At 60.9% G+C, this 17,762-nt stretch carries 15 protein-coding genes; 7 read left to right on the top strand and 8 right to left on the bottom strand.

Annotated features, from left to right (window positions below):
• Positions 1 to 217: 217 nt before the first annotated feature.
• Entirely contained in the window at positions 218 to 1,126 is a 909-nt protein-coding gene (locus BTH42_RS26800) for a LysR family transcriptional regulator (RefSeq protein ID WP_075304190.1), read from the bottom strand.
• Positions 1,127 to 1,268: 142 nt separating this feature from the next.
• Here BTH42_RS26800 and BTH42_RS26795 point away from each other — a divergent pair, with 142 nt between their 5' ends.
• Together BTH42_RS26795 and BTH42_RS26790 are read left to right on the top strand one after the other, a co-directional pair.
• A complete protein-coding gene (locus BTH42_RS26795; RefSeq protein ID WP_075304189.1) occupies positions 1,269 to 2,747 on the top strand; it encodes an amidase in 1,479 nt (492 codons plus the stop codon).
• Positions 2,748 to 3,440: 693 nt separating this feature from the next.
• A complete protein-coding gene (locus BTH42_RS26790) occupies positions 3,441 to 6,467 on the top strand; it encodes an RNA-directed DNA polymerase (RefSeq protein WP_075304188.1) in 3,027 nt (1,008 codons plus the stop codon).
• 51 nt (positions 6,468 to 6,518) lie between these two features.
• On the opposite strand, the gene BTH42_RS26785 is transcribed toward BTH42_RS26790, so the two are convergent.
• Positions 6,519 to 7,235 carry a ribosome-inactivating family protein gene (locus BTH42_RS26785; RefSeq protein ID WP_075304187.1) on the bottom strand — a complete coding sequence of 239 codons (717 nt, stop codon included), beginning with the start codon at positions 7,233 to 7,235 and terminating at the stop codon, positions 6,519 to 6,521.
• 979 nt (positions 7,236 to 8,214) lie between these two features.
• Between BTH42_RS26785 and BTH42_RS26780 the strand changes: the two genes are divergently transcribed.
• The gene (locus BTH42_RS26780) at positions 8,215 to 9,009 is read left to right on the top strand and encodes an SDR family NAD(P)-dependent oxidoreductase (protein WP_075304186.1); all 795 of its coding nucleotides are present in this window, start codon (positions 8,215 to 8,217) and stop codon (positions 9,007 to 9,009) included.
• A 308-nt stretch (positions 9,010 to 9,317) separates the two neighbouring features.
• On the opposite strand, the gene BTH42_RS26775 is transcribed toward BTH42_RS26780, so the two are convergent.
• From BTH42_RS26775 to BTH42_RS26750, 6 genes are all read right to left on the bottom strand, one after another.
• Positions 9,318 to 9,701, bottom strand: coding sequence for a cupin domain-containing protein (locus BTH42_RS26775; RefSeq protein WP_075304185.1), 384 nt, complete (start codon positions 9,699 to 9,701; stop codon positions 9,318 to 9,320).
• Between the two features lie 54 nt (positions 9,702 to 9,755).
• On the bottom strand, positions 9,756 to 10,310 hold the full coding sequence (locus tag BTH42_RS26770) for a PaaI family thioesterase (protein WP_075304184.1): 555 nt from the start codon (positions 10,308 to 10,310) through the stop codon (positions 9,756 to 9,758).
• Complete coding sequence (locus tag BTH42_RS26765; RefSeq protein ID WP_075304183.1) at positions 10,307 to 11,476, bottom strand: radical SAM protein; 1,170 nt, start codon at positions 11,474 to 11,476, stop codon at positions 10,307 to 10,309. The genes BTH42_RS26770 and BTH42_RS26765 overlap by 4 nt, the downstream gene beginning before the upstream one ends.
• Complete coding sequence (locus tag BTH42_RS26760) at positions 11,473 to 12,159, bottom strand: Phenylacetic acid catabolic protein (protein WP_075304182.1); 687 nt, start codon at positions 12,157 to 12,159, stop codon at positions 11,473 to 11,475. Before BTH42_RS26760 ends, BTH42_RS26765 begins: the two co-directional genes overlap by 4 nt.
• 132 nt (positions 12,160 to 12,291) lie before the next feature.
• Positions 12,292 to 13,044, bottom strand: a complete 753-nt coding sequence (locus BTH42_RS26755; RefSeq protein ID WP_256702301.1) for a thioesterase II family protein — start codon at positions 13,042 to 13,044, stop codon at positions 12,292 to 12,294.
• A complete protein-coding gene (locus tag BTH42_RS26750) occupies positions 13,041 to 13,724 on the bottom strand; it encodes a hypothetical protein (RefSeq protein WP_143752218.1) in 684 nt (227 codons plus the stop codon). Before BTH42_RS26750 ends, BTH42_RS26755 begins: the two co-directional genes overlap by 4 nt.
• 507 nt (positions 13,725 to 14,231) lie before the next feature.
• On the opposite strand from BTH42_RS26750, the gene BTH42_RS26745 reads away from it, so the two are divergent.
• From BTH42_RS26745 to BTH42_RS26730, 4 genes are all read left to right on the top strand, one after another.
• Positions 14,232 to 14,654: a DUF4902 domain-containing protein gene (locus BTH42_RS26745; RefSeq protein ID WP_075304181.1), complete on the top strand. Its 423-nt coding sequence runs from the start codon at positions 14,232 to 14,234 to the stop codon at positions 14,652 to 14,654.
• Between the two features lie 64 nt (positions 14,655 to 14,718).
• Positions 14,719 to 15,324, top strand: coding sequence for an acyl-homoserine-lactone synthase (locus tag BTH42_RS26740; protein WP_075304180.1), 606 nt, complete (start codon positions 14,719 to 14,721; stop codon positions 15,322 to 15,324).
• Positions 15,290 to 16,246, top strand: a complete 957-nt coding sequence (locus tag BTH42_RS26735) for an alpha/beta fold hydrolase (protein WP_256702299.1) — start codon at positions 15,290 to 15,292, stop codon at positions 16,244 to 16,246. The genes BTH42_RS26740 and BTH42_RS26735 overlap by 35 nt, the downstream gene beginning before the upstream one ends.
• A complete protein-coding gene (locus BTH42_RS26730) occupies positions 16,243 to 17,757 on the top strand; it encodes an amino acid adenylation domain-containing protein (protein WP_075304178.1) in 1,515 nt (504 codons plus the stop codon). Before BTH42_RS26735 ends, BTH42_RS26730 begins: the two co-directional genes overlap by 4 nt.
• Positions 17,758 to 17,762 lie beyond the last annotated feature (5 nt).

Below are 17,762 nucleotides of genomic sequence, written 5' to 3'. Positions count from 1 at the left end.
GTCACGACCGGTCACTCGAAAACTCACGGCGAGAGTCTCCTTTTGGCCGAGTGCCGCCCGACGCGGTCGGCTGGACCGGCCCCCAAAGGGCCGTTCGACCTGACTAGCTCAAATGGCCGATGTTCGCCCGAAATGAGTCACTCGACATCGACGCGCTCACCGGCCAATGAATTTGCTCAGCCCCGTGCAGCTTGGCGACGGTGATACTTGCGTCTGGTCACGCCGCATGGGTGAAACGCAACTGAGTCTTCAGGTAATGCAGGAACGCTCGCAGCTTCGGCGATGGCACGCGCTCTCTGGGAAATAGCGCATTGAGATCCTGCTGTGGACCGATCCATTCAGGTAGCACCTTGCATAGACGCCCCGCCGCGACTTCCGCCTCCATGCTCGCGTCCATTGCCAACAGGACCCCGTTGCCGGCGCGCGCAGCATCCAGAAGCAGCACGGGATCGCTCGCCACGATAACCGGATCCAGCGCAAAGTGCCTTGCCTTACGCCCCGCCTTGCGCAACGGCCATGTGTAACCGCTGTCGGTGCGCGCCTGATGCAACGCAAGCGCCGGATGAAGATGCAAATCGTCCGGACGCTCGGGCGCGCCGTGTGTGTCGATATACGCGGGACTGGCATAGACCGACGTCGAAAAACTGCCGAGCCGCTGGGCCACGAGACTCGAATCGGGCAGCGCGCCGAGACGCAGGGCGACGTCCACGTTCTCACCGAACAGATCGAGCGGCACGTGCGTCGCGACTATATCGACGCGAACGTCAGCGTAGCGCGCGCAAAAGCCGGCGATCAACGGTGCTATCCAGGTCGCCCCGAACGAATAAGGAAGCGTCACGCGCAGCCAGCCTCCGGGCGTACCCCGAATCTGTTGAACGGCGTTCTCCGCATCGTCGAGTTGCCTCGCGATTCCACTGCAGCGCTCAAAATAAGCCGCACCGGCTTCCGTCAAGCGTAGCTTTCGCGTCGTTCTGTGTAACAGGGCCGCGCCGAGGTGGGCCTCGAGTTCACGAACGCGCCTGCTCACGGTCGTCTTCGGAATCTGCAAGGCTTTTGCCGCCGCTGTGAAGCTCCCCGCCTGCACGACGTGAACAAAAACGAGCGTGTCGTTTAGATCTCTGGTCATCGAAGCTCGCATACTCGCTGGAAATCAGACGATTGAATGGCCTGACGCATTGTCCCATTGATGGCCCAATCCTTGCCACGATAGCCGACTAATCCTAACGAGCGGCTTGCCCTATCGTTCCCTCCATCGACACGGAGGAACCATGAAACTGAGCGAATACACGGAATACGACGCGATTGGACTTGCAAAGCTCGTCGCAAATGGAGATGTCACATCCGCGGAGCTTGCCGGACTCGCGCGTGAGGCAATCGGAGTCGTCGATCCTCACATCAATGCGGTCATCGAAAGCTGGCCCGCTTCTGAAAGCGGCAGCGAAGATCCTCGGGGCGGCCCACTCGCGGGCGTGCCATTCCTGATCAAAGACGTTGCTGTAAGCATGCAAGGCAAGAAGCTTGAACTGGGCAGCCGCCTTGCGCAAGGCATCGTCTCTCCCGAGGATTCGTGGTTGATGTCGCGTTTCCGCGCAGCAGGGCTGGTGACGATAGGACGCACCTCCACGCCGGAGATGGCTTTCAGTACGACCACCGAGTCAACGCTGCAAGGAGCGACCCGTAATCCGTGGTCGCCGCAACTGAGTGCAGGCGGTTCCAGTGGCGGAGCGGCAGCCGCCGTCGCCGCGGGGGTGGTTCCCCTCGCACACGCGACCGATGCGGCGGGCTCCATTCGTGTGCCCGCGGCTTACAACGGCCTGTTCGGGCTAAAGCCCACGCGCGGCCGCAGTTCGAACGGGCCGTCGCTTGACGAAGTGTTCGCGGGCTTCGGCGTGCAATTGGGTGTGAGCCGCAGCGTGCGGGACAGCGCCGCATTGCTCGATGCGATACAGGGACACGCGGTTGGTGATCCCTACATCACGGCCGCGCCCGAGCAAAGCTTCCTGTCCGAAGTGAGCCGTGAACCGGGCAGATTGAAGATCGGCCTGATGCTGGACCCGTGGAATGGCGAGCGTACCGACCCGGCTATCGCGGCAGCGACGTCATCGACCGCGCGTTTTCTTGAGGCGCTGGGCCATACGGTCATCGAATGTCAGCCTACCCTTGGCGTGTCGTGGGATGCGTTCGTGCAGATGAACGCAACCATATGGACGGCGACGCTCGTCGGCTGGATCGAGGGCCTTGCAGCCGCGACCGGACGCGCGATCGACGACACGATGCTGGAGCCAGCCACTTTAGCCTGCTTCCGACACGGCAAGGAGGAGAAGGCATCCGCGTTTGCCGCCGCTTTGGCCATGCGCAACCTGGTCACGCGGTCGGTTGGCACATGGTTCGGAGAGGTTGACCTGTTGCTCACCCCGACTCTGCCGCAGATGCCGCCCGCTATCGGCGCTTATGGCGCCGGCGCCGAATCGATGACGGGTCTCGAATGGACGCAGCGGGTCTTTCGGCATTCGCCGTTCACGCCACCGTTCAATGTCGCCGGCGTCCCTGCCATGTCCGTTCCGCTCGAAACGCATCCGCAAACCGGTTTGCCGATCGGAGTACAGTTCGCCGCAGAATTCGGGCGTGAAGACACGTTGCTACGATTGGCCGGACAACTCGAGCGTGGCCGCCCTTGGGCCGAGCGCCGGCCGATGCTCTGGGCGGGAAACCGATCGAATTGTCGCGAGCTCTTTGGTAAAACGTGAATTGTTGGCGCGGAGCGCGTTGTACGACGATCGATGGCCTCGGGTGCGCGGCCGGTCGGCGGATGGCCACCTGTCATCCGCCGATGAGCGGAACTGGGCGACTGCGGACTGACGCGTTTTGCAGCGATGGGCGCACGAGCGGCGATGGGGGATTGGCTCAGGGGGGTCCTGAGCGGTCCTTCGAGCCAATGCAAGGGGTATGGCCGGTTGCAAGCTGGAACGGCCATTCGTGCGGCATCCTCGATGGCGAGTAGTCGGCCTTTGCTGACATTGGCGCTGGCTACGCCCATGTCAGCAATGGGTTTGATTGCCGACAGCGGCGGCATCGAACCGCCCGACGGCACTTTCCCGGCTGCGACCTTGTACTCTCGACGCGGAGCGGACGTTGGGAGCATGGCCGCGTCTGTTAAAGGCACGACGTGCTGAACTCGCTATTTGCAGCCAGTCGTCAAATATATCCACCCTAGCCCTCAATAAACCCGCGAATCTTCCGATATACGCAGAGGACATCGAGAAGGTAGGTGATGGCCCCGTTGGGGGCGCGCCAGCGATCAGTAAGGCATGGCTATCGTGATTCGATCGCAGCATTATTGTCACCTTTTACGGTTTAATCTTTAAAAATCAACCGGTTGTAGTGCCGGACACCACGTTCTCACAAACGAGGACTGCCGCTCATTACACGTGGAGTAGCAAATGAGTTTCACCCTTGACGAGCTTGGTCTGGCTTACCGGAAAGCGAAGGTAGATTTATATTACTCGACCAATTCATCGATCTTCGCCATCGCCGATTATGAAGAAAATCTCTTTGATCGACTCAGCGATCTGCTTGAGCTGCTCAATGGGGATGACGAGACATGGGTCAAGAAGTCGAACTTTCTGGGCAGTTGGACACTTGCGACGAAGTCCGTTTCCTGGCCAGCCAGGAACAAATTCCGCGAGGAACACGGTAATGGGCTAATTTTCTCATCACCTGCGGATGAATGGGCGCATGCTAGCGCCTTGCTAGCGGAAAAGGATGTGAACTCAAAACCGCAGGCTGAATTCCGGGTCATGGCCTTATGCAGCCTCGATTTTCACGTCCTTTCAGCTTTGTGGTTGCTGAAGGTCGGCCACAAGTACGACGCAAAACTAACAGATAGCGCTTGCGGCAACCGGCTACGCAGGACTCGGGATCGTAAAAAGATAAATCCGCTGTCTCTAGGATCCTTCGTTCCCTATCTGAAGCCGTTCCGCGAATGGCGCGACCAAGGCATTAACGCTATGCGTACGGCCTTGGACGCAGACAAAAGGATCGTCGCGCTGACGGCTGACATCGGTTCCTTCTATCACGAACTCAACCCGGACTTCATGCTGGACTCCACCTTCGTGAATGAGGTGTTGCGACTTGACCTGTCCGATGCAGAAAAAAAGCTCAACCGACTATTCATCGGCGCATTAAAGCGATGGGCCGCCGCTACTCCATTGAAGAAGGGACTGCCTGTCGGGCTACCGGCGTCAGCGGTCGTCGCCAATATGGCCCTGATCGAACTGGATCGTTTTGTGGAGCAGCAGATTGCACCGCTGTACTATGGCCGCTATGTGGACGACATTCTGTTAGTCATGGAAAATGGGCGAGACTTTCGCTCGACTGGCGAACTGTGGGAATGGTTGTTCATGCGCTCAAGGGGGAGCCTCGCCTGGGTCAAAGGCGAAGAGAATAAACAGATCTGTTTTCAACCCGAGTACCTACTGCGCCCCAAACAAAAGAGCCGTATCCACTTTGCCAATGCAAAAAACAAAGTGTTCATCTTGGCTGGCGAAACAGGAAAGACATTGGTTGACGCCATCGCGCATCAGATCCACGAGCGAGCCAGCGAATGGAGGGCGATGCCACGGCTTCCACGCTCTGCTAGCCACGTTGGCACTGATCTACTGGCCGCAACGCAGAGTGATGGTGAAGCAGCCGACAATTTGCGCAAGGCCGACGCCTTAACCATGCGCCGTGCAAGTTTTGCGATCAAACTTCGTGATTTTGAAGCTTATGAGAGAGACTTGGCTCCCGATGCATGGCGAGATCATCGTCGAGCATTCTTTCGCGCGTTCACGCAGCATGTGTTAGTTCTGCCTCAGTTTTTCGAATTAGCTAGTTATCTCCCCCGCGTGATAAAACTCGCTACGGCATGCGAGGACTTCAGTGACCTACGCAAGATCATTCGCGCAATCGAAAAATTATGTGCGCAGGTTCAACGGGACTGCTCTGTTGGCATCAAGGCGTGGCCGAAGAATACCCCGCAACCTGACGCCGATAAAATGATCACGCGCTGGCAGCGCCAGGTTTTTGTGACCGTTTGCGAGAGCATAACTGCAGCCTTCCCGCCACGACTATCTAAAACTGGCAAGCAGTCTTGGGAAGATCACATGTCGGATTGTCTCCCTCCCATCGATATCAAGCCGGCAGTGTCTTGGCCGAAGTCTTCTAAAGCGTTTCAAGCGCGACAGGCTCGGCTGTTTGCGTTTGATTTAGCCCATTTACCTTTCCGCTTTATGGGGCTACCGTCCGAAATGATAGCCCAGCGCGGAATTCCTAGTAAAAAGGTTTCTATTGCTTGCAACGAGGCGGACCAGATGCTTCCCGATCAGGTTCTGGAAGGCTGTTCGTTACTCGCAAAGTGGGTAAAGCTTCCGGGGTTGCCTCACGGATTTATTTTCGCGACCCGCCCATTTAACCTGGCCGAATTGTTTGTGTTGACCAACGATACGTATAGCCAAAAATGGCAGTCGGCCATGAAGATCGTTGTACGGGCGCTGCGTGGATTTACATTGAACAATAAGATGCCCCGCTTCGACCAACACGGCGCTCTGAAGATCCGCAACGGCGAGAATCGCTCCAAGTACAGCATTGCCGTATCAAGTTGGAAAACTCGCCTAGATAGCTGGGTTGCATCCGTAACACGTTTGCGGGATCCGGATGCCGAGCGATACGCTCGTCTGAACCGCCTGCTGGACGGCGTGATAACGCAACCGAACGGTAGCCGCTACCTAGTCCTTCCGGAACTAGCGTTACCGGCGCACTGGTTCATTCGTATCGCGAGGAAACTGCATGGTCGTGGTGTCTCCCTGATCACCGGCATCGAGTACATGCATGCCACCAAGGGACGGGTACGAAATCAGGTATGGGCGGCACTATCCCACGATGGGCCGGGCTTTCCGTCGATCATGATCTACCGCCAAGACAAGCAACGACCGGCCTTACATGAGGAACAGGAACTGCAGCGTTTGGCTGGGTTGAAAATGAAGCCACGCAAACCTTGGGCGACACCACCCATTATCCAGCATGGCTCGTTCCGGTTCGCACTGCTAGTTTGCAGCGAACTCACCAATATCGGCTACCGTGCCGCTCTGCGCGGCAAGGTCGACGCACTCTTCGTGCCGGAATGGAATCAGGATACTGAAACCTTCAACGCGTTGGTCGAATCGGCAGCTCTCGATGTGCACGCCTATATCATTCAATGCAATGACCGCCAATACGGAGACAGCCGCATTCGTGCACCCTACAAGGACAGTTGGAGGCGCGATGTCTTACGAGTCAAGGGGGGGATTACAGACTACTGTGTAATTGGGGAAATTGACGTTCACGCGCTGCGCGAGTTCCAGAGCGGTCATCGCTCGCCTTCAGAGCCGTTTAAGCCAGTCCCCGACGGATTCGAGATCTACCCTCCCCGCACAGTACTGCCGACTTGACCAAGGCTACTGGATAGCCGTGCCCTATGAAAAGAGCGCGGCTACCCCCTTTTATTGAGCGCCAAATTGCGCATTTTGCAGTCGTTCGCATGATGGAGCCGGGACGGATACTTGGTCAGCGGGATTCGCGGCATTATAATTGACGATCATCGTCTGGGAGATGGGTGCAAGCAGGTTGTCATTTACTCCCCCATGAAATAGGTCAGACACATCTCCATGCTGAAGTGCGTTCTTTGAAATGCGCGCCCATCGCCGGAGCAGATGCGCGTACTTGGTCCAGTCCTGTGTACAGTTTCCAGCAAGGAGTGCATTGGCGATATTCTCGATATCGGTAAACCGAGCGCTCTCAGCGAAATAGAAGGCGAAGGTTTTGACCGCATCCTGGCGGTCCTGAAGCGATAGCCCATCAAATGATATCGATTTATCGAGTGCTTCATCGAGTCCTGCTCGACTCAAAGTCAAGTTAGAATCTGTGTACTTTGACTCTTCTTCAGAGAGGTGATGTTGCTGGACCTGTACGATGTAATAGTCTTCGGAATCCATTGTCAATTGCAGCGTGCCGACGACTGACCCATCACAGACCTTCGCAATACGAATCGGTATAAGTGTGCTCGTCTTTGCCAACACGGGGCGGATCTCTGAGGTCACAAAAGTGATGATGTCCTGCTCCGAGTACGTGTGATTGGAAGGTCCCGAAACTTGAAATGTACAGTCAGCGTATGCTCCGCCTCCGAGCACAGCAAACAGCAACCCGATCAGCGTTTTCATGTTGTTGCCCTCTCTTCATTCGAAAGCTGAGACTGAGTTTTTCTAGCCAGAGCGCCCCCTTTCGTTATTCCACAGGGCGAGCTGTCCATGCTCGTTTCGGCAACTTTTTGAACCGTATTCTGGCTCAATGCACTATGTGTCAAACGACAAGTGATAAAGATAATAGGCGATCAACGCTGGCAGAGGAAAGAAATACCTTTTTCTCTCCCTATTCCACGCATTCGTTTAAGACACACTTCAACCTCAGAAGGCCGCGAACGAGTCGAATGCGGACAGGCCGTAGGGTGTTCCCGTTATGTGCGCTGGCGCACATTTACCTGTACGCCAAGCCAATCGAATGAACCAACATTGCCGAATTACCAACAATTGCTTCGTGGAGTGCCATGTCGGAGTTCACGCACCGAAAGGGGTGCTGCCTGCAAACCGTCCGCTTTAAGTAAGAAAGAGACATCGAGTCGGTAGCTTCTTGACTGGCACCAACGGGTCGGGGAAGGTACGCATTCGCCTGAGTGAAAATTGGCGTTCTCCGTCCGGGAAGTGTGAATTTCGGCAAAGCGACTCACGGCTGTCCGATCGATGCCATATCTGAATGCCGGGTTTGGCCGACAACTGTGCGTTGACCATCGCGCGGGTTTCGGAGTGGACCGGTCGTTCGAACGACCACCGCATCGCTCCGGCGAGCGGCAGAAAGTGGCCGGTCAACGACCGCTCGCTAACCGGCCTGAGACAACCTACACCTCCGTCTGTTCTGCCATTTCGAGTGCGTCATTTGCCCCCATGCCGCCTGCCCGGCCGCGTTGTACTGGAAACGCACGACAACAGAGCACGTCTTTGCGGATCGCCACCTTCTCGTAGACAATGCGCATTTGGGCGTCAGACGGGAGGGCTCAACGAAGCCGGACCTGCATAGCTCACCAGAAAACCTGCATGGCGCACAGTCGGTTTCGTCGTCGTAGCGATCAATCAATACGGGATGTGAATGGCAACTTCTAGCGAAAAATCTTCGGGACAAGCACGTTACGCGAGCTATCCCAGTCTGGTAGACCGGGTCGTGCTCATTACGGGCGGCGCGAGTGGCATTGGCGCTTCGTTCGTCGAGCACTTCGTTGCGCAAGGCGCACGTGTGGGCTTTCTCGACATCGACGCGAACGCCGGAACAGCGCTTGCCGAATCGCTCGGTAACGCGCGCCATAAACCGCTCTTCGTCGCCTGCGACGTCACCGACATTCCCGCGTTGCACGCGGCCATCGCCGAAGTGCGGGCCGCATTCGGACCGATCGAGGTGCTCGTGAACAACGCGGCGAACGATCGCCGCCACGCGCTCGCCGACGTTACGCCCGAGTCGTTCGATGCTGCCGTTGCAGTTAATGTGCGGCATCAGTTGTTCGCAGTGCAAGCCGTGGTCGAGGATATGAAGGCCGCACGCGCGGGCTCGATCATTAATCTCGGCTCGCATTGCTGGATGCTCAAGAGCAGCCAGTTCCCGGTTTACGCAATGAGCAAGGCAGCAGTCCAGGGCCTGACGCGCGGGTTCGCCAAGGACCTCGGCGCGTATGGGATCCGCGTGAACACGCTCGTGCCGGGCTGGGTGTTGACTGAGAAGCAGCGCAACCTGTGGCTCACCGACGAAGGCCGCGAAGAGATACGACGCGGCCAGTGCATCGACGAGGAAATGGAGCCCGGCGATCTCGCGCGCATGGCGCTCTTCCTCGCGGCCGACGACAGCCGCATGATCACGTCGGAGGATGTCATGGTGACGGGTGGCTGGTCGTAATAAGGCCGATTCTCGCCCCGCGGTTTCGCCCATTGACGAGCGGTAGTGGCAATTTGCTCGCCGGAAACCGGCCATCGAGCGCGCGGCGGACACGTGAAGACCGAATCGGCTGACGCCGGGCCGGAGCCGGCAGCGACCCACGTGACACCAGGGACATGAACGCGCATACCCTGCTCTCCAGCGCATTCCCCTAAGGACATCCGGTGGCCAACGTTCTCCGGGATTGAGGACCTCGTGCCCGCCTGTCGGGCTGTCTGGAAGTCACGAAAACCGGAGGGCAGCTCACTGGCCTGACAGCGACGCCGCGGCTACTCGAGCTGTTCGGCGATCGACTTCGTCCGCGGCGACTCGACGTCACCCGTATGCTTTGTCGTCACGGTCTCGATGAGCACGACCCAGCACTCGTCGACCGCCAGCGGATTGTGCATCGTGTTCCTCGGCACGACATGCATCGCGCCTTCGGCCAGCTCCACCGTGCGGCCGCCCTCGTATTGCATCTGCAGATGCCCGCGCACCACATAAAACAGTTCGTCCTCGTCGGCATGCTTGTGCCAAACGAGTTCGCCGTGGAGCTTCGCGACCTTCAGGTATTGGTCGTTAAAGCGCGCGACGATCCTGGGCGACCACAGCTCGCGCACGGCATCGAATGCCGCGATGAGATCGAATGATTCGGGAAATGACTTCTCGAGCATGGGAACACTCCGTTTTCGCAGGCCGCTTGCAGCCAGCATCGCAATGAGTACCGGTCAGGCAGCAGCCTGATCCTGCTCGGGCAGCGCAGTAAGCGCTGCCCGTTCCGACCAGTTGCTGCGACCATCGCGTCCGGACGCGCACCGCGCGAGCGTGGCCGCCCCGACCACGCCGGTCGCCAGCACGCTGCAGCGGCCCCGCCCTTCGGTCAGCCGCGCCTCGACGAACACGACGCTCGACGACCGGCGCACCGCCACGCATTCGACGACCGGGTGGGCCGTGCGAACCGGCTTCATGAACTGGATGGACATCTGGACGGTACCGCAGGTGCGGCCCCGCAAATGCAGGATGCCGGTAACCGACATCGCGCAATCGAGCAGGCCCGCGATGATCGCGCCGTTGAGCGCGTCCGTGCCGAGTCCGCCCTCGTGCGCTTGCGTGCGGGTCGCCAGCGCCAGCCGCACGATGCGCGGGTCCGCCAGGTCGAGCGCCCCGCCCAGGTGGTCGATGATCGGCATCGCGCCGAGGCAAGCCTGCCACGCCGCGCGCTCGTCAGCCGGCCCGGGAATGTCGAGCGCTCCGGCGGCCCAGCCGGCGCCGGACGCCGTCATCGCGCTTCCTCATGCCGCAAGGCTGGCGTTCGAGCCGGCGGCGTTACGGCATCGTCCGGACAATCGGCCCGGGACGCGTCGCGATACGGCGACCAGATGAACTGCTTCCAGTAGCACTCCGCGACGCCGACCCAGTTCCGCAGCGATTCGACGTTGTCGAGCGACTTGTCGAGGCTCACCATCAGCCAGCTATAGACGGCCTGGCTGTCGCGGCAATCGGCGCAATGCCCGGACGTGCAGCAAAGTTCGACGGTCCGGAGATCCGGCTTCCACGTGTTGAACATCGGCAGCACCGCGTTGCCGTTCATCAACCGTCCCGCATTGCCCGGATGGTCCTGACTCACACTCGGGCACACGTCATAGCCAAACTCGCCGCACCATGCGCGGCCGGTGACGATCGCCTCGATGTGCGCGGGATGGTTCAGCACCGTGTCCGGATATGCGCGCGCGACGCGCAACATTTCCGCCAGCAGGCGCCGACCGTTTTCCATTCGCAACGGATGACCTGTGTCGTACCTGCTGTAGAAGTTGAACGTGACGACGTTGCCGTTGTCGCGAATGCGTCGCACCGTCGGTTCGATATAGCCGATGCCGTCTTCCGTCACTGCAAATACGAAGGTGGCGCGCGGATCGTCCCGATAGTTGTCGAGCGCGGCTTCGAACAGCCCTTCGAACCGGCTGCCGCCCGGCCGGATCGCGCGAAGCGCATCGTCGAGCGGGCCGCCGCCGAACAGCGAGATGAACACCGTCACGCGCTCGAACGGCGGAATATTCGGCAGCGGCTTCAGGCCGTTCGTCGAGATCGACACGTAGCGCATTTCGTCGACGAACGCCTCGATCCGATCGCGAAACAGCGTCGGCTCGCCGCCGATCAACAGCGCGCAGTTCACGCGCCGTTTGCGCTCGGCGGCGGCGAACACTCGCCATTGCTCGATCGACTTCACCTCCTGCGACTGCTGATCATGACCGAACTCGAAGAACCAGCAGCCCTTGCAGCGGATGTTGCACGCATTGGTCAAGTGATACTCCGATGCGCGGACCAGCGACGAAAAACGCCGGACTTCGTTGAAACGGACGGCCAGCGCCGGATCCTGTTCGAGCAGCGCCGGCAGCCGTTCGGCGATCAGCCCCTTGCGCCGAGCCTTGATGTCGCGTGCGTCAATCATGACAACGCCCCGTTGCGGAACGCCATCTCCGGCACCACGAGCCCGAGCGCGGCCAGTTTCGGCAGTATCTTGCTGACGAAATGGCGTCGCAGCTCGCCGTTCGTCGTCTTGCGCAGCCCCCACTTCACGTACAACGCGGACCGCTTCGACTCGTCGCGACCGAACAGCCCAAGAACATGCGGCCACAGACGATCGAGCGCCTGCTGGGCCTGGTGCCGCCCCGCGTCGGACGCGCATGCGTCACGAATGATGCGGAACCCGTGCGCGACGTGCACGTGTTCGTCCTTGATGATCTGCTTGACGAAAATCTCGCTGAACGGCGCGTAGCTCGATTCCTGAAACTCAAGCAGATGCTCGAGCACGACCGCCTCGCCCAGGAACGAGAAGATGCCGCGTTCCATCCAGTTCCGCACCCCGCGAACCAGTTCGTTCGCATAATACGGACGCGTCTGGAAATGCTGCGTCAGCATCCCGCTCGCATCGACGTTCAGGTCCGCCAGCACCTGGGCACTCAGTTCGTAGTGGTGCACTTCCTCGGCCGCGCGTTCGCAACAGACAAATTTCTCGTAGGCATTCGGCGCAAGGTTGTAGAACACCTGCGTGTAGTCGTCCGCTCCGGTCAGTTCACCCTCCGTATGCACCATCATCAGATGCGTGGCGAGCGTCCGGTATTCTTCGGGCATGTTTCTAAAATCCTCCGGCGTCCTAACCGCATGTCTCCCGATGACCGGGGATGCCGCCTGGGTGATCTCCACTTGTCCTCTCCTGGTTAGTCTTCTAGGCCGTTCGTTCTGCGCTCGACGCCGCTGCGCGTTTCACCGCACCGCCGACGGTTCCGCGACGATGTCGCACAAATGCGCCAGCACCGCCGCGCGATGCGAATCGATAAAGAAATGCTCGCCGCCGAACACCCGCACGCTGACCGGCAACGACGAATACCGTTGCCACTCGCCCAGATCGTCGAGTGCGACCAATGCATCGTCGGCGCCGGCGAGCACATGGATCGGGACCGGCATCGCTCGAATCGCCGCACGCCAGGTTTCCCGGCACTCGAGGTCCGCACGAATCGTCGGCAGGAACAGATCGATGAAGGCATCGGCATCCAGCATCCCGGCGGGCAGACCTTCCAGTAGATTCAATTCCCGCACCAGCTCGTCGCGCGGCAGATCGTGCAGCCGGCGCCGGCGTCGCGACGGTAAATGCGGCGCTGCGCATCCGGACACCGCAAGCGCGGCCGGAGGTACGCCGAGATCGGCGAGCCGGTTCGCCAGCTCAAGCGCCAGCGCGCCGCCCATGCTGTGTCCGAACAGCACGACGCCCGAGTCGGCGATTGGCAGCAGACTTGCCATGACATGGTCGGCGAGCGCGCTCATCGTCCGCAACGGCGGCTCGCGCAGCCGTGCGCCGCGCCCGGGCAATTCGACCGCACACACTTCGACGTCGTCCGGCAACCACGCATGCCAATTGGCGTACGCAGACGCGTTGCCGCCCGCGTAAGAGCAGCACACGAGCCGGATGCGCGGCGCGCGGACCGGCAAGAAGACTTTCAACGCTGCGGCCGCGGTCATGGCATTCGGGTCGAGATTGGGTTCGTCGATCGCGCACGCGCTGGCCGCTCGCGCGACGCAGCCAAGCCGCCGTGCCGGCGGGCTTCCCACAACGCTTCCATGCGCGCGGTGATGGACGGAAGCTGATCCGGCGTCACGCTATACCTGACCGTACGCAGCGGCGTGCGCAGGATCGGCAGATCGAACACGCCCTCTCCCTGCGCAGCGATGCCGAGCCGTGTCTTGACCCGATTGGCACCCACGTTGTCGGCCGGCGACTCGAACCGGATCGAATCGAGCGAGAAGCGCGTAAAAAACGCCCCCATCGCCTTCACGTACGACACGATACCGATGCCGAGTCGCCGATGCTCCGGGCTCCAGATATGCGCATGCATGACGCCGCTGACGTACCGTCCTGGCGCCGCCCCGGCGCGCGGTTCCAGATGCGTGAGTTCGTGCACGCCGACGGTCTGTCCTTTCAGCGCGACGCTGAGGATCGCGTTGCGCGGCACGCCGTCACTCCTGTCACGCTCGATATTGAGCGCAAGCATGTCGCGCATCTGCCGGCGGCCGGGCAGCCGCGCCGGATCGACGCCCATTTCGATCAGATGGTCGTCGCCGCCGTCGTACCAGTACGCTATGAAGCCGTCGATGTCGGCGCTATCAAAATCTCGTACTTCAATATCCGCTACGTCGATCACGCCACGCTCCCTTTGTCGCTTCGCCGCGGTCCACCGGGTTGTTAGTGCCCGCGTCAGCCCATGCCATCACGTGGCTGGCCAATACGTCTGTCGCGATGATGCAGATATCCTGCACCGATCGTCAGCTGTAGCTTTTTGCAGGATGAAAGCGATTGTGCGCCGCCACCGATGGCCGCAGAATGTCTGCCAAACTCATTCACGGCATCGAGTCCGCGCAGCTACATCGTCGCGGATGTCGAGCCATCATTGCACCTTTGGTGTCCGAACTAATCCTGTCCGGATCACTGCGATTCAGCCGGATCACCTCCGGCATCACACCGCACATCGTCGCGCCAACGGCTACTTCCTGTCGCGCGGCCGATTCGCTCCGCATCGATGCCTTTCTGCTTCCGACGAGCCACGGCGACGCTGGCCGGCCAGTCGTCCGTCCGTGTTTGAAGGTAACGGTCAGCGTTCGCGCGCCATGCGTGCATCGACCGGCGCACACGCCAAGCAAGGAGATTGCTCTTGGACCTGAAATCCGACGGACATGCGATGCCGGCATTCTTCGACACGTCTTCCCACGACGGATACGTCCGCGTGACCATCACACAGCTCGCATCGATTACGCTCGGCCTGCTCTATGCCGCACGCGACGAAGGCGTACTGAGCGACGCATGGGATCTCGGCCTGCCCGCATGCCACGCAGGCCATTGCGAATGGATCGATACCAACTGGAGACCGCCGATCACCTTTGGCTGGTCGTGGTTGACGACTCGCGACCGAACTTGCCGCATGTTTCCGAACAGCGTCACCACCAACGTGATGATCGTCTGCGCACGAGGCTACGATGTCGGCCCCGAACACACCCGATCCCTGCTCGAGAAATGGATCAATACGCTGCCGTGGACTGCCGGTGTCCACGCGCATCTGGCCTTGCCGGTCCTGTAACAAATTGCAGTTTCGACGCGCCCTCCATTTCGCATTTAATGCGTACGTCCATTGGAGTTCACGCATGCACAAGACCACTATCGGAAACGCGTCACAACTGTCCCCTTCGAACCTTGCGGCACTCGCATCGTACCGACACGCCATATTCATCGAGAAGCTCGGCTGGCAGCTTCCGGTAGCCAATCAGCAGGAGTTCGATCAATTCGATCGAGCGGACACAATCTATATTTTCGGTCGCGATGAAAGCGGCGCCATCTGTTCGTGCGCCCGCCTGCTACCGACGAATCGGCCGTACCTGTTGAGCGAGATTTTCCCCGGGCTGATGGGCACGGTGCCGATTCCGGATTCGCCCCATATCTGGGAACTCTCCCGCTTTTCATCATGCATCCTCGGCGCCGATTCCATCGCCCTGCGGCGCGCCCATGCGAACACCCGCACATTGCTCGCGGACGTGGTCCGGTTCGCGCGGTCCAACGGCGTTCGGCGCCTCATCACGGTGTCGCCGCTCGGCGTCGAACGGCTGCTGATGCGTCTGAACGTTCACGCGCACCGTGCCGCGCCGCCGCAGATCGTCGACGGGAAGCCGGTGTTCGCGTGCTGGATCGAGATCGACGAAATCACCTGCGCGGCGCTGGGTGTCGACTGCCCGCGCACGACCACGCCGAGTTGAGATCAGGCCGGATCGCACGGCCGGCTCCGGTCCCAACGTCCCTTCAATACGATATCGCGCCATGCAGCAAGAGACCATTCCTGCCTTCGACGGTCGGCCCCTGCGAGTGTTTCATACGAAGCGCTCGACCGGCCGGCGCAACCTGATGCTCGTCTTGCCGTTCGGCGTGCGTCATGCGATGGCTGAACGACTGTGTGACTCGCTCGAGCCGCATTTCAACGTGATCACGTGGGAATCGCGGTTCGTGCTCGACCTGCAGGACGACGCGAGAGACGACGCATTCGACGTCGAATATCACGTGCGCGATTTCGTAACGGTCGCCGCGCATGCTAACGACTGCGTCGGTTACGCCGGCTCGATCGACGTGATCGGCTACTGCTCCGGCGCCGGCGTCGGCCTGCTGGCCGCCGCCCGCTACCCGGACAGCGTGCGCCGGCTCGCGCTGGTGTGCGGTGAATTCATGCTGAAGCCGTCGGTCTGTCCGCCGAGCAGTTTCCAGCGCGAAGTGGACGCGCTCCTTCCCGTCGCGGCGGCGAGCAAGGAAATGGCCGGCATGCTGTTCGACAAGATCTCGTCCAGCCGCGGCGCGCCCCAATCCGAATTCCACTCGTTCATCTCGGTGCCGTTCTCGAGCGCGGCGCACCTGCACCGCTACGGGCTGAACTACGTGGCATACCGGCGCACCGATTTCCTCGACGAAGCCGCAACTGTGACGCAGCCGACGCTCGTGATCGCGACGCGAAGCGATCGGCAGGTACTCCCGGAAAGCGCGCACATCATCGTGTCGCACCTGCCGGACGCGACAGGCGTACACGAGTTCGATGGCGACCACTATGAGCTGTGTCGCGCTCCGCCGGCCATGACGGACACGCTGCTGCAATTCTTCGGAACGCAAGCCAACCGATCGGAACCTGTCCAATGAACCTCTCGACCATCGACGGCCGTTTCGCCGAGCGGGTGCGCCGTACGCCGGAGCGCATCGCACTGGCAGGAACGCAGCACGCGGCGCCCCTCACCTACCGCGAACTCGACCGGTGCGCGAACCGCCTTGCCGCGGTGCTTGCGCGGCAAGGCGTCACGCAGGGCGCATCCGTGCTGCTGATGCTGCCGCGCTGCGCGAACGCCGTGATCGCGATGCTGGCGATCGTCAAGCTCGGTGCGGTCTTCGTCCCGCTCGATCCGAACTATCCGGAGACAGTCAAGCACGCATACGCACGCGACAGCGCGGCGCGGCACGCGATCGCCGCCGCCGGCGACGACACGCTGCGCGATCTGGAACTGTCGGTCCTGCATATCGCCGATCTCCCGGCCGACGGACCGGGCGACGGACCGGGCGATGAGCCGCCGCCTGTCGCTTCGCACGGCGGCGACGCACCGGCCTACGTGATGTTTACGTCCGGAAGCACCGGCAAGCCGAAAGGGGTCGTCGTTCCGCATCGCGGCGTCGTGCGGCTCGTAGACCGACCGAACTACATCGCGATCCAGCCGGACGACACGTTCCTGCTGCTGTCCCCAATCACCTTCGATGCGTCGACGTTCGAGATCTGGGGCGCACTGCTCAATGGCGCGCGTCTCGTGGTGTACGACAGCGCGATCTTCGATCCGAACCTCGTTTCACTGCTGATTCGCGACGAGCGCGTCAGCGTGATGTGGCTGACCGCTGCGCTGTTTCATCTGGTCGTACGCCGCTATCCGACCATGCTGACCGGCCTGCGTGTCCTGCTCGCGGGCGGCGACGTCCTGCAGGCGGACGCGGTCAACGCCGTTCTCGATGCCTTCCCCGGCATCACCGTCGTCAACGGATACGGCCCGACCGAAAACACGACGTTCACCTGTTGCCACGTGATGACCCGCGACAACCGGCCCGACGGCACCGTCCCGATCGGCAGGCCCGTGACCGGCACGTCGGTGCTCGTCGCCCGCGGCGATGGCGATCTCGCGGCCGTTCCCGACGGGCAGGAAGGAGAACTCTACGCCGGCGGCGACGGCGTCGCACTCGGCTATCTGAACCGACCCGACGCGACACGCGCGTCTTTCGTACCGGATCCGTTGGGGGCCGGCCTGCTCTACCGCACCGGCGACATCGTCCGGCGCCGTACGGACGGCACGCTCGAATTCATCGGTCGGCGAGACCGGCTTACGAAGATCCGAGGCTACCGCGTCAGCCTCGACGAGGTGCAGCAACTCGTCTCGCGCTTGCCGTGTGTCGAGGAATGCGTCGTCCAGGTCCGCGAAGACCGGAACGGCGAAAAGTCGCTGGTCGCCACGGTCCAGACCAACGAGCAGCGCGACAACATGTCGGCGTTCATACGCAGTGAACTGCGCAAGCTGGTGCCCGGCTTCATGATTCCCGACGCCATCGCCGTGTGTGCCGAACTTCCGGTCAACGCGAACGGCAAGGTCGATCGGTTCCGACTCGCAAGTCCCATCTGAAAATC

This window comes from Burkholderia sp. SRS-W-2-2016, assembly GCF_001931485.1.
Taxonomy (GTDB): domain Bacteria; phylum Pseudomonadota; class Gammaproteobacteria; order Burkholderiales; family Burkholderiaceae; genus Paraburkholderia.
This window is presented reverse-complemented; position numbering and strand designations above follow the sequence as displayed.

Bases quoted from the DNA above. Each gene is read 5' to 3' on its own strand.
- BTH42_RS26800 (WP_075304190.1), bottom strand. From the start codon at position 1,126: ATGACCAGAGATCTAAACGACACGCTCGTTTTTGTTCACGTCGTGCAG.
- BTH42_RS26795 (WP_075304189.1), top strand. From the start codon at position 1,269: ATGAAACTGAGCGAATACACGGAATACGACGCGATTGGACTTGCAAAG.
- BTH42_RS26790 (WP_075304188.1), top strand. From the start codon at position 3,441: ATGAGTTTCACCCTTGACGAGCTTGGTCTGGCTTACCGGAAAGCGAAG.
- BTH42_RS26785 (WP_075304187.1), bottom strand. From the start codon at position 7,235: ATGAAAACGCTGATCGGGTTGCTGTTTGCTGTGCTCGGAGGCGGAGCA.
- BTH42_RS26780 (WP_075304186.1), top strand. From the start codon at position 8,215: ATGGCAACTTCTAGCGAAAAATCTTCGGGACAAGCACGTTACGCGAGC.
- BTH42_RS26775 (WP_075304185.1), bottom strand. From the start codon at position 9,701: ATGCTCGAGAAGTCATTTCCCGAATCATTCGATCTCATCGCGGCATTC.
- BTH42_RS26770 (WP_075304184.1), bottom strand. From the start codon at position 10,310: ATGACGGCGTCCGGCGCCGGCTGGGCCGCCGGAGCGCTCGACATTCCC.
- BTH42_RS26765 (WP_075304183.1), bottom strand. From the start codon at position 11,476: ATGATTGACGCACGCGACATCAAGGCTCGGCGCAAGGGGCTGATCGCC.
- BTH42_RS26760 (WP_075304182.1), bottom strand. From the start codon at position 12,159: ATGCCCGAAGAATACCGGACGCTCGCCACGCATCTGATGATGGTGCAT.
- BTH42_RS26755 (WP_256702301.1), bottom strand. From the start codon at position 13,044: ATGACCGCGGCCGCAGCGTTGAAAGTCTTCTTGCCGGTCCGCGCGCCG.
- BTH42_RS26740 (WP_075304180.1), top strand. From the start codon at position 14,719: ATGCACAAGACCACTATCGGAAACGCGTCACAACTGTCCCCTTCGAAC.
- BTH42_RS26730 (WP_075304178.1), top strand. From the start codon at position 16,243: ATGAACCTCTCGACCATCGACGGCCGTTTCGCCGAGCGGGTGCGCCGT.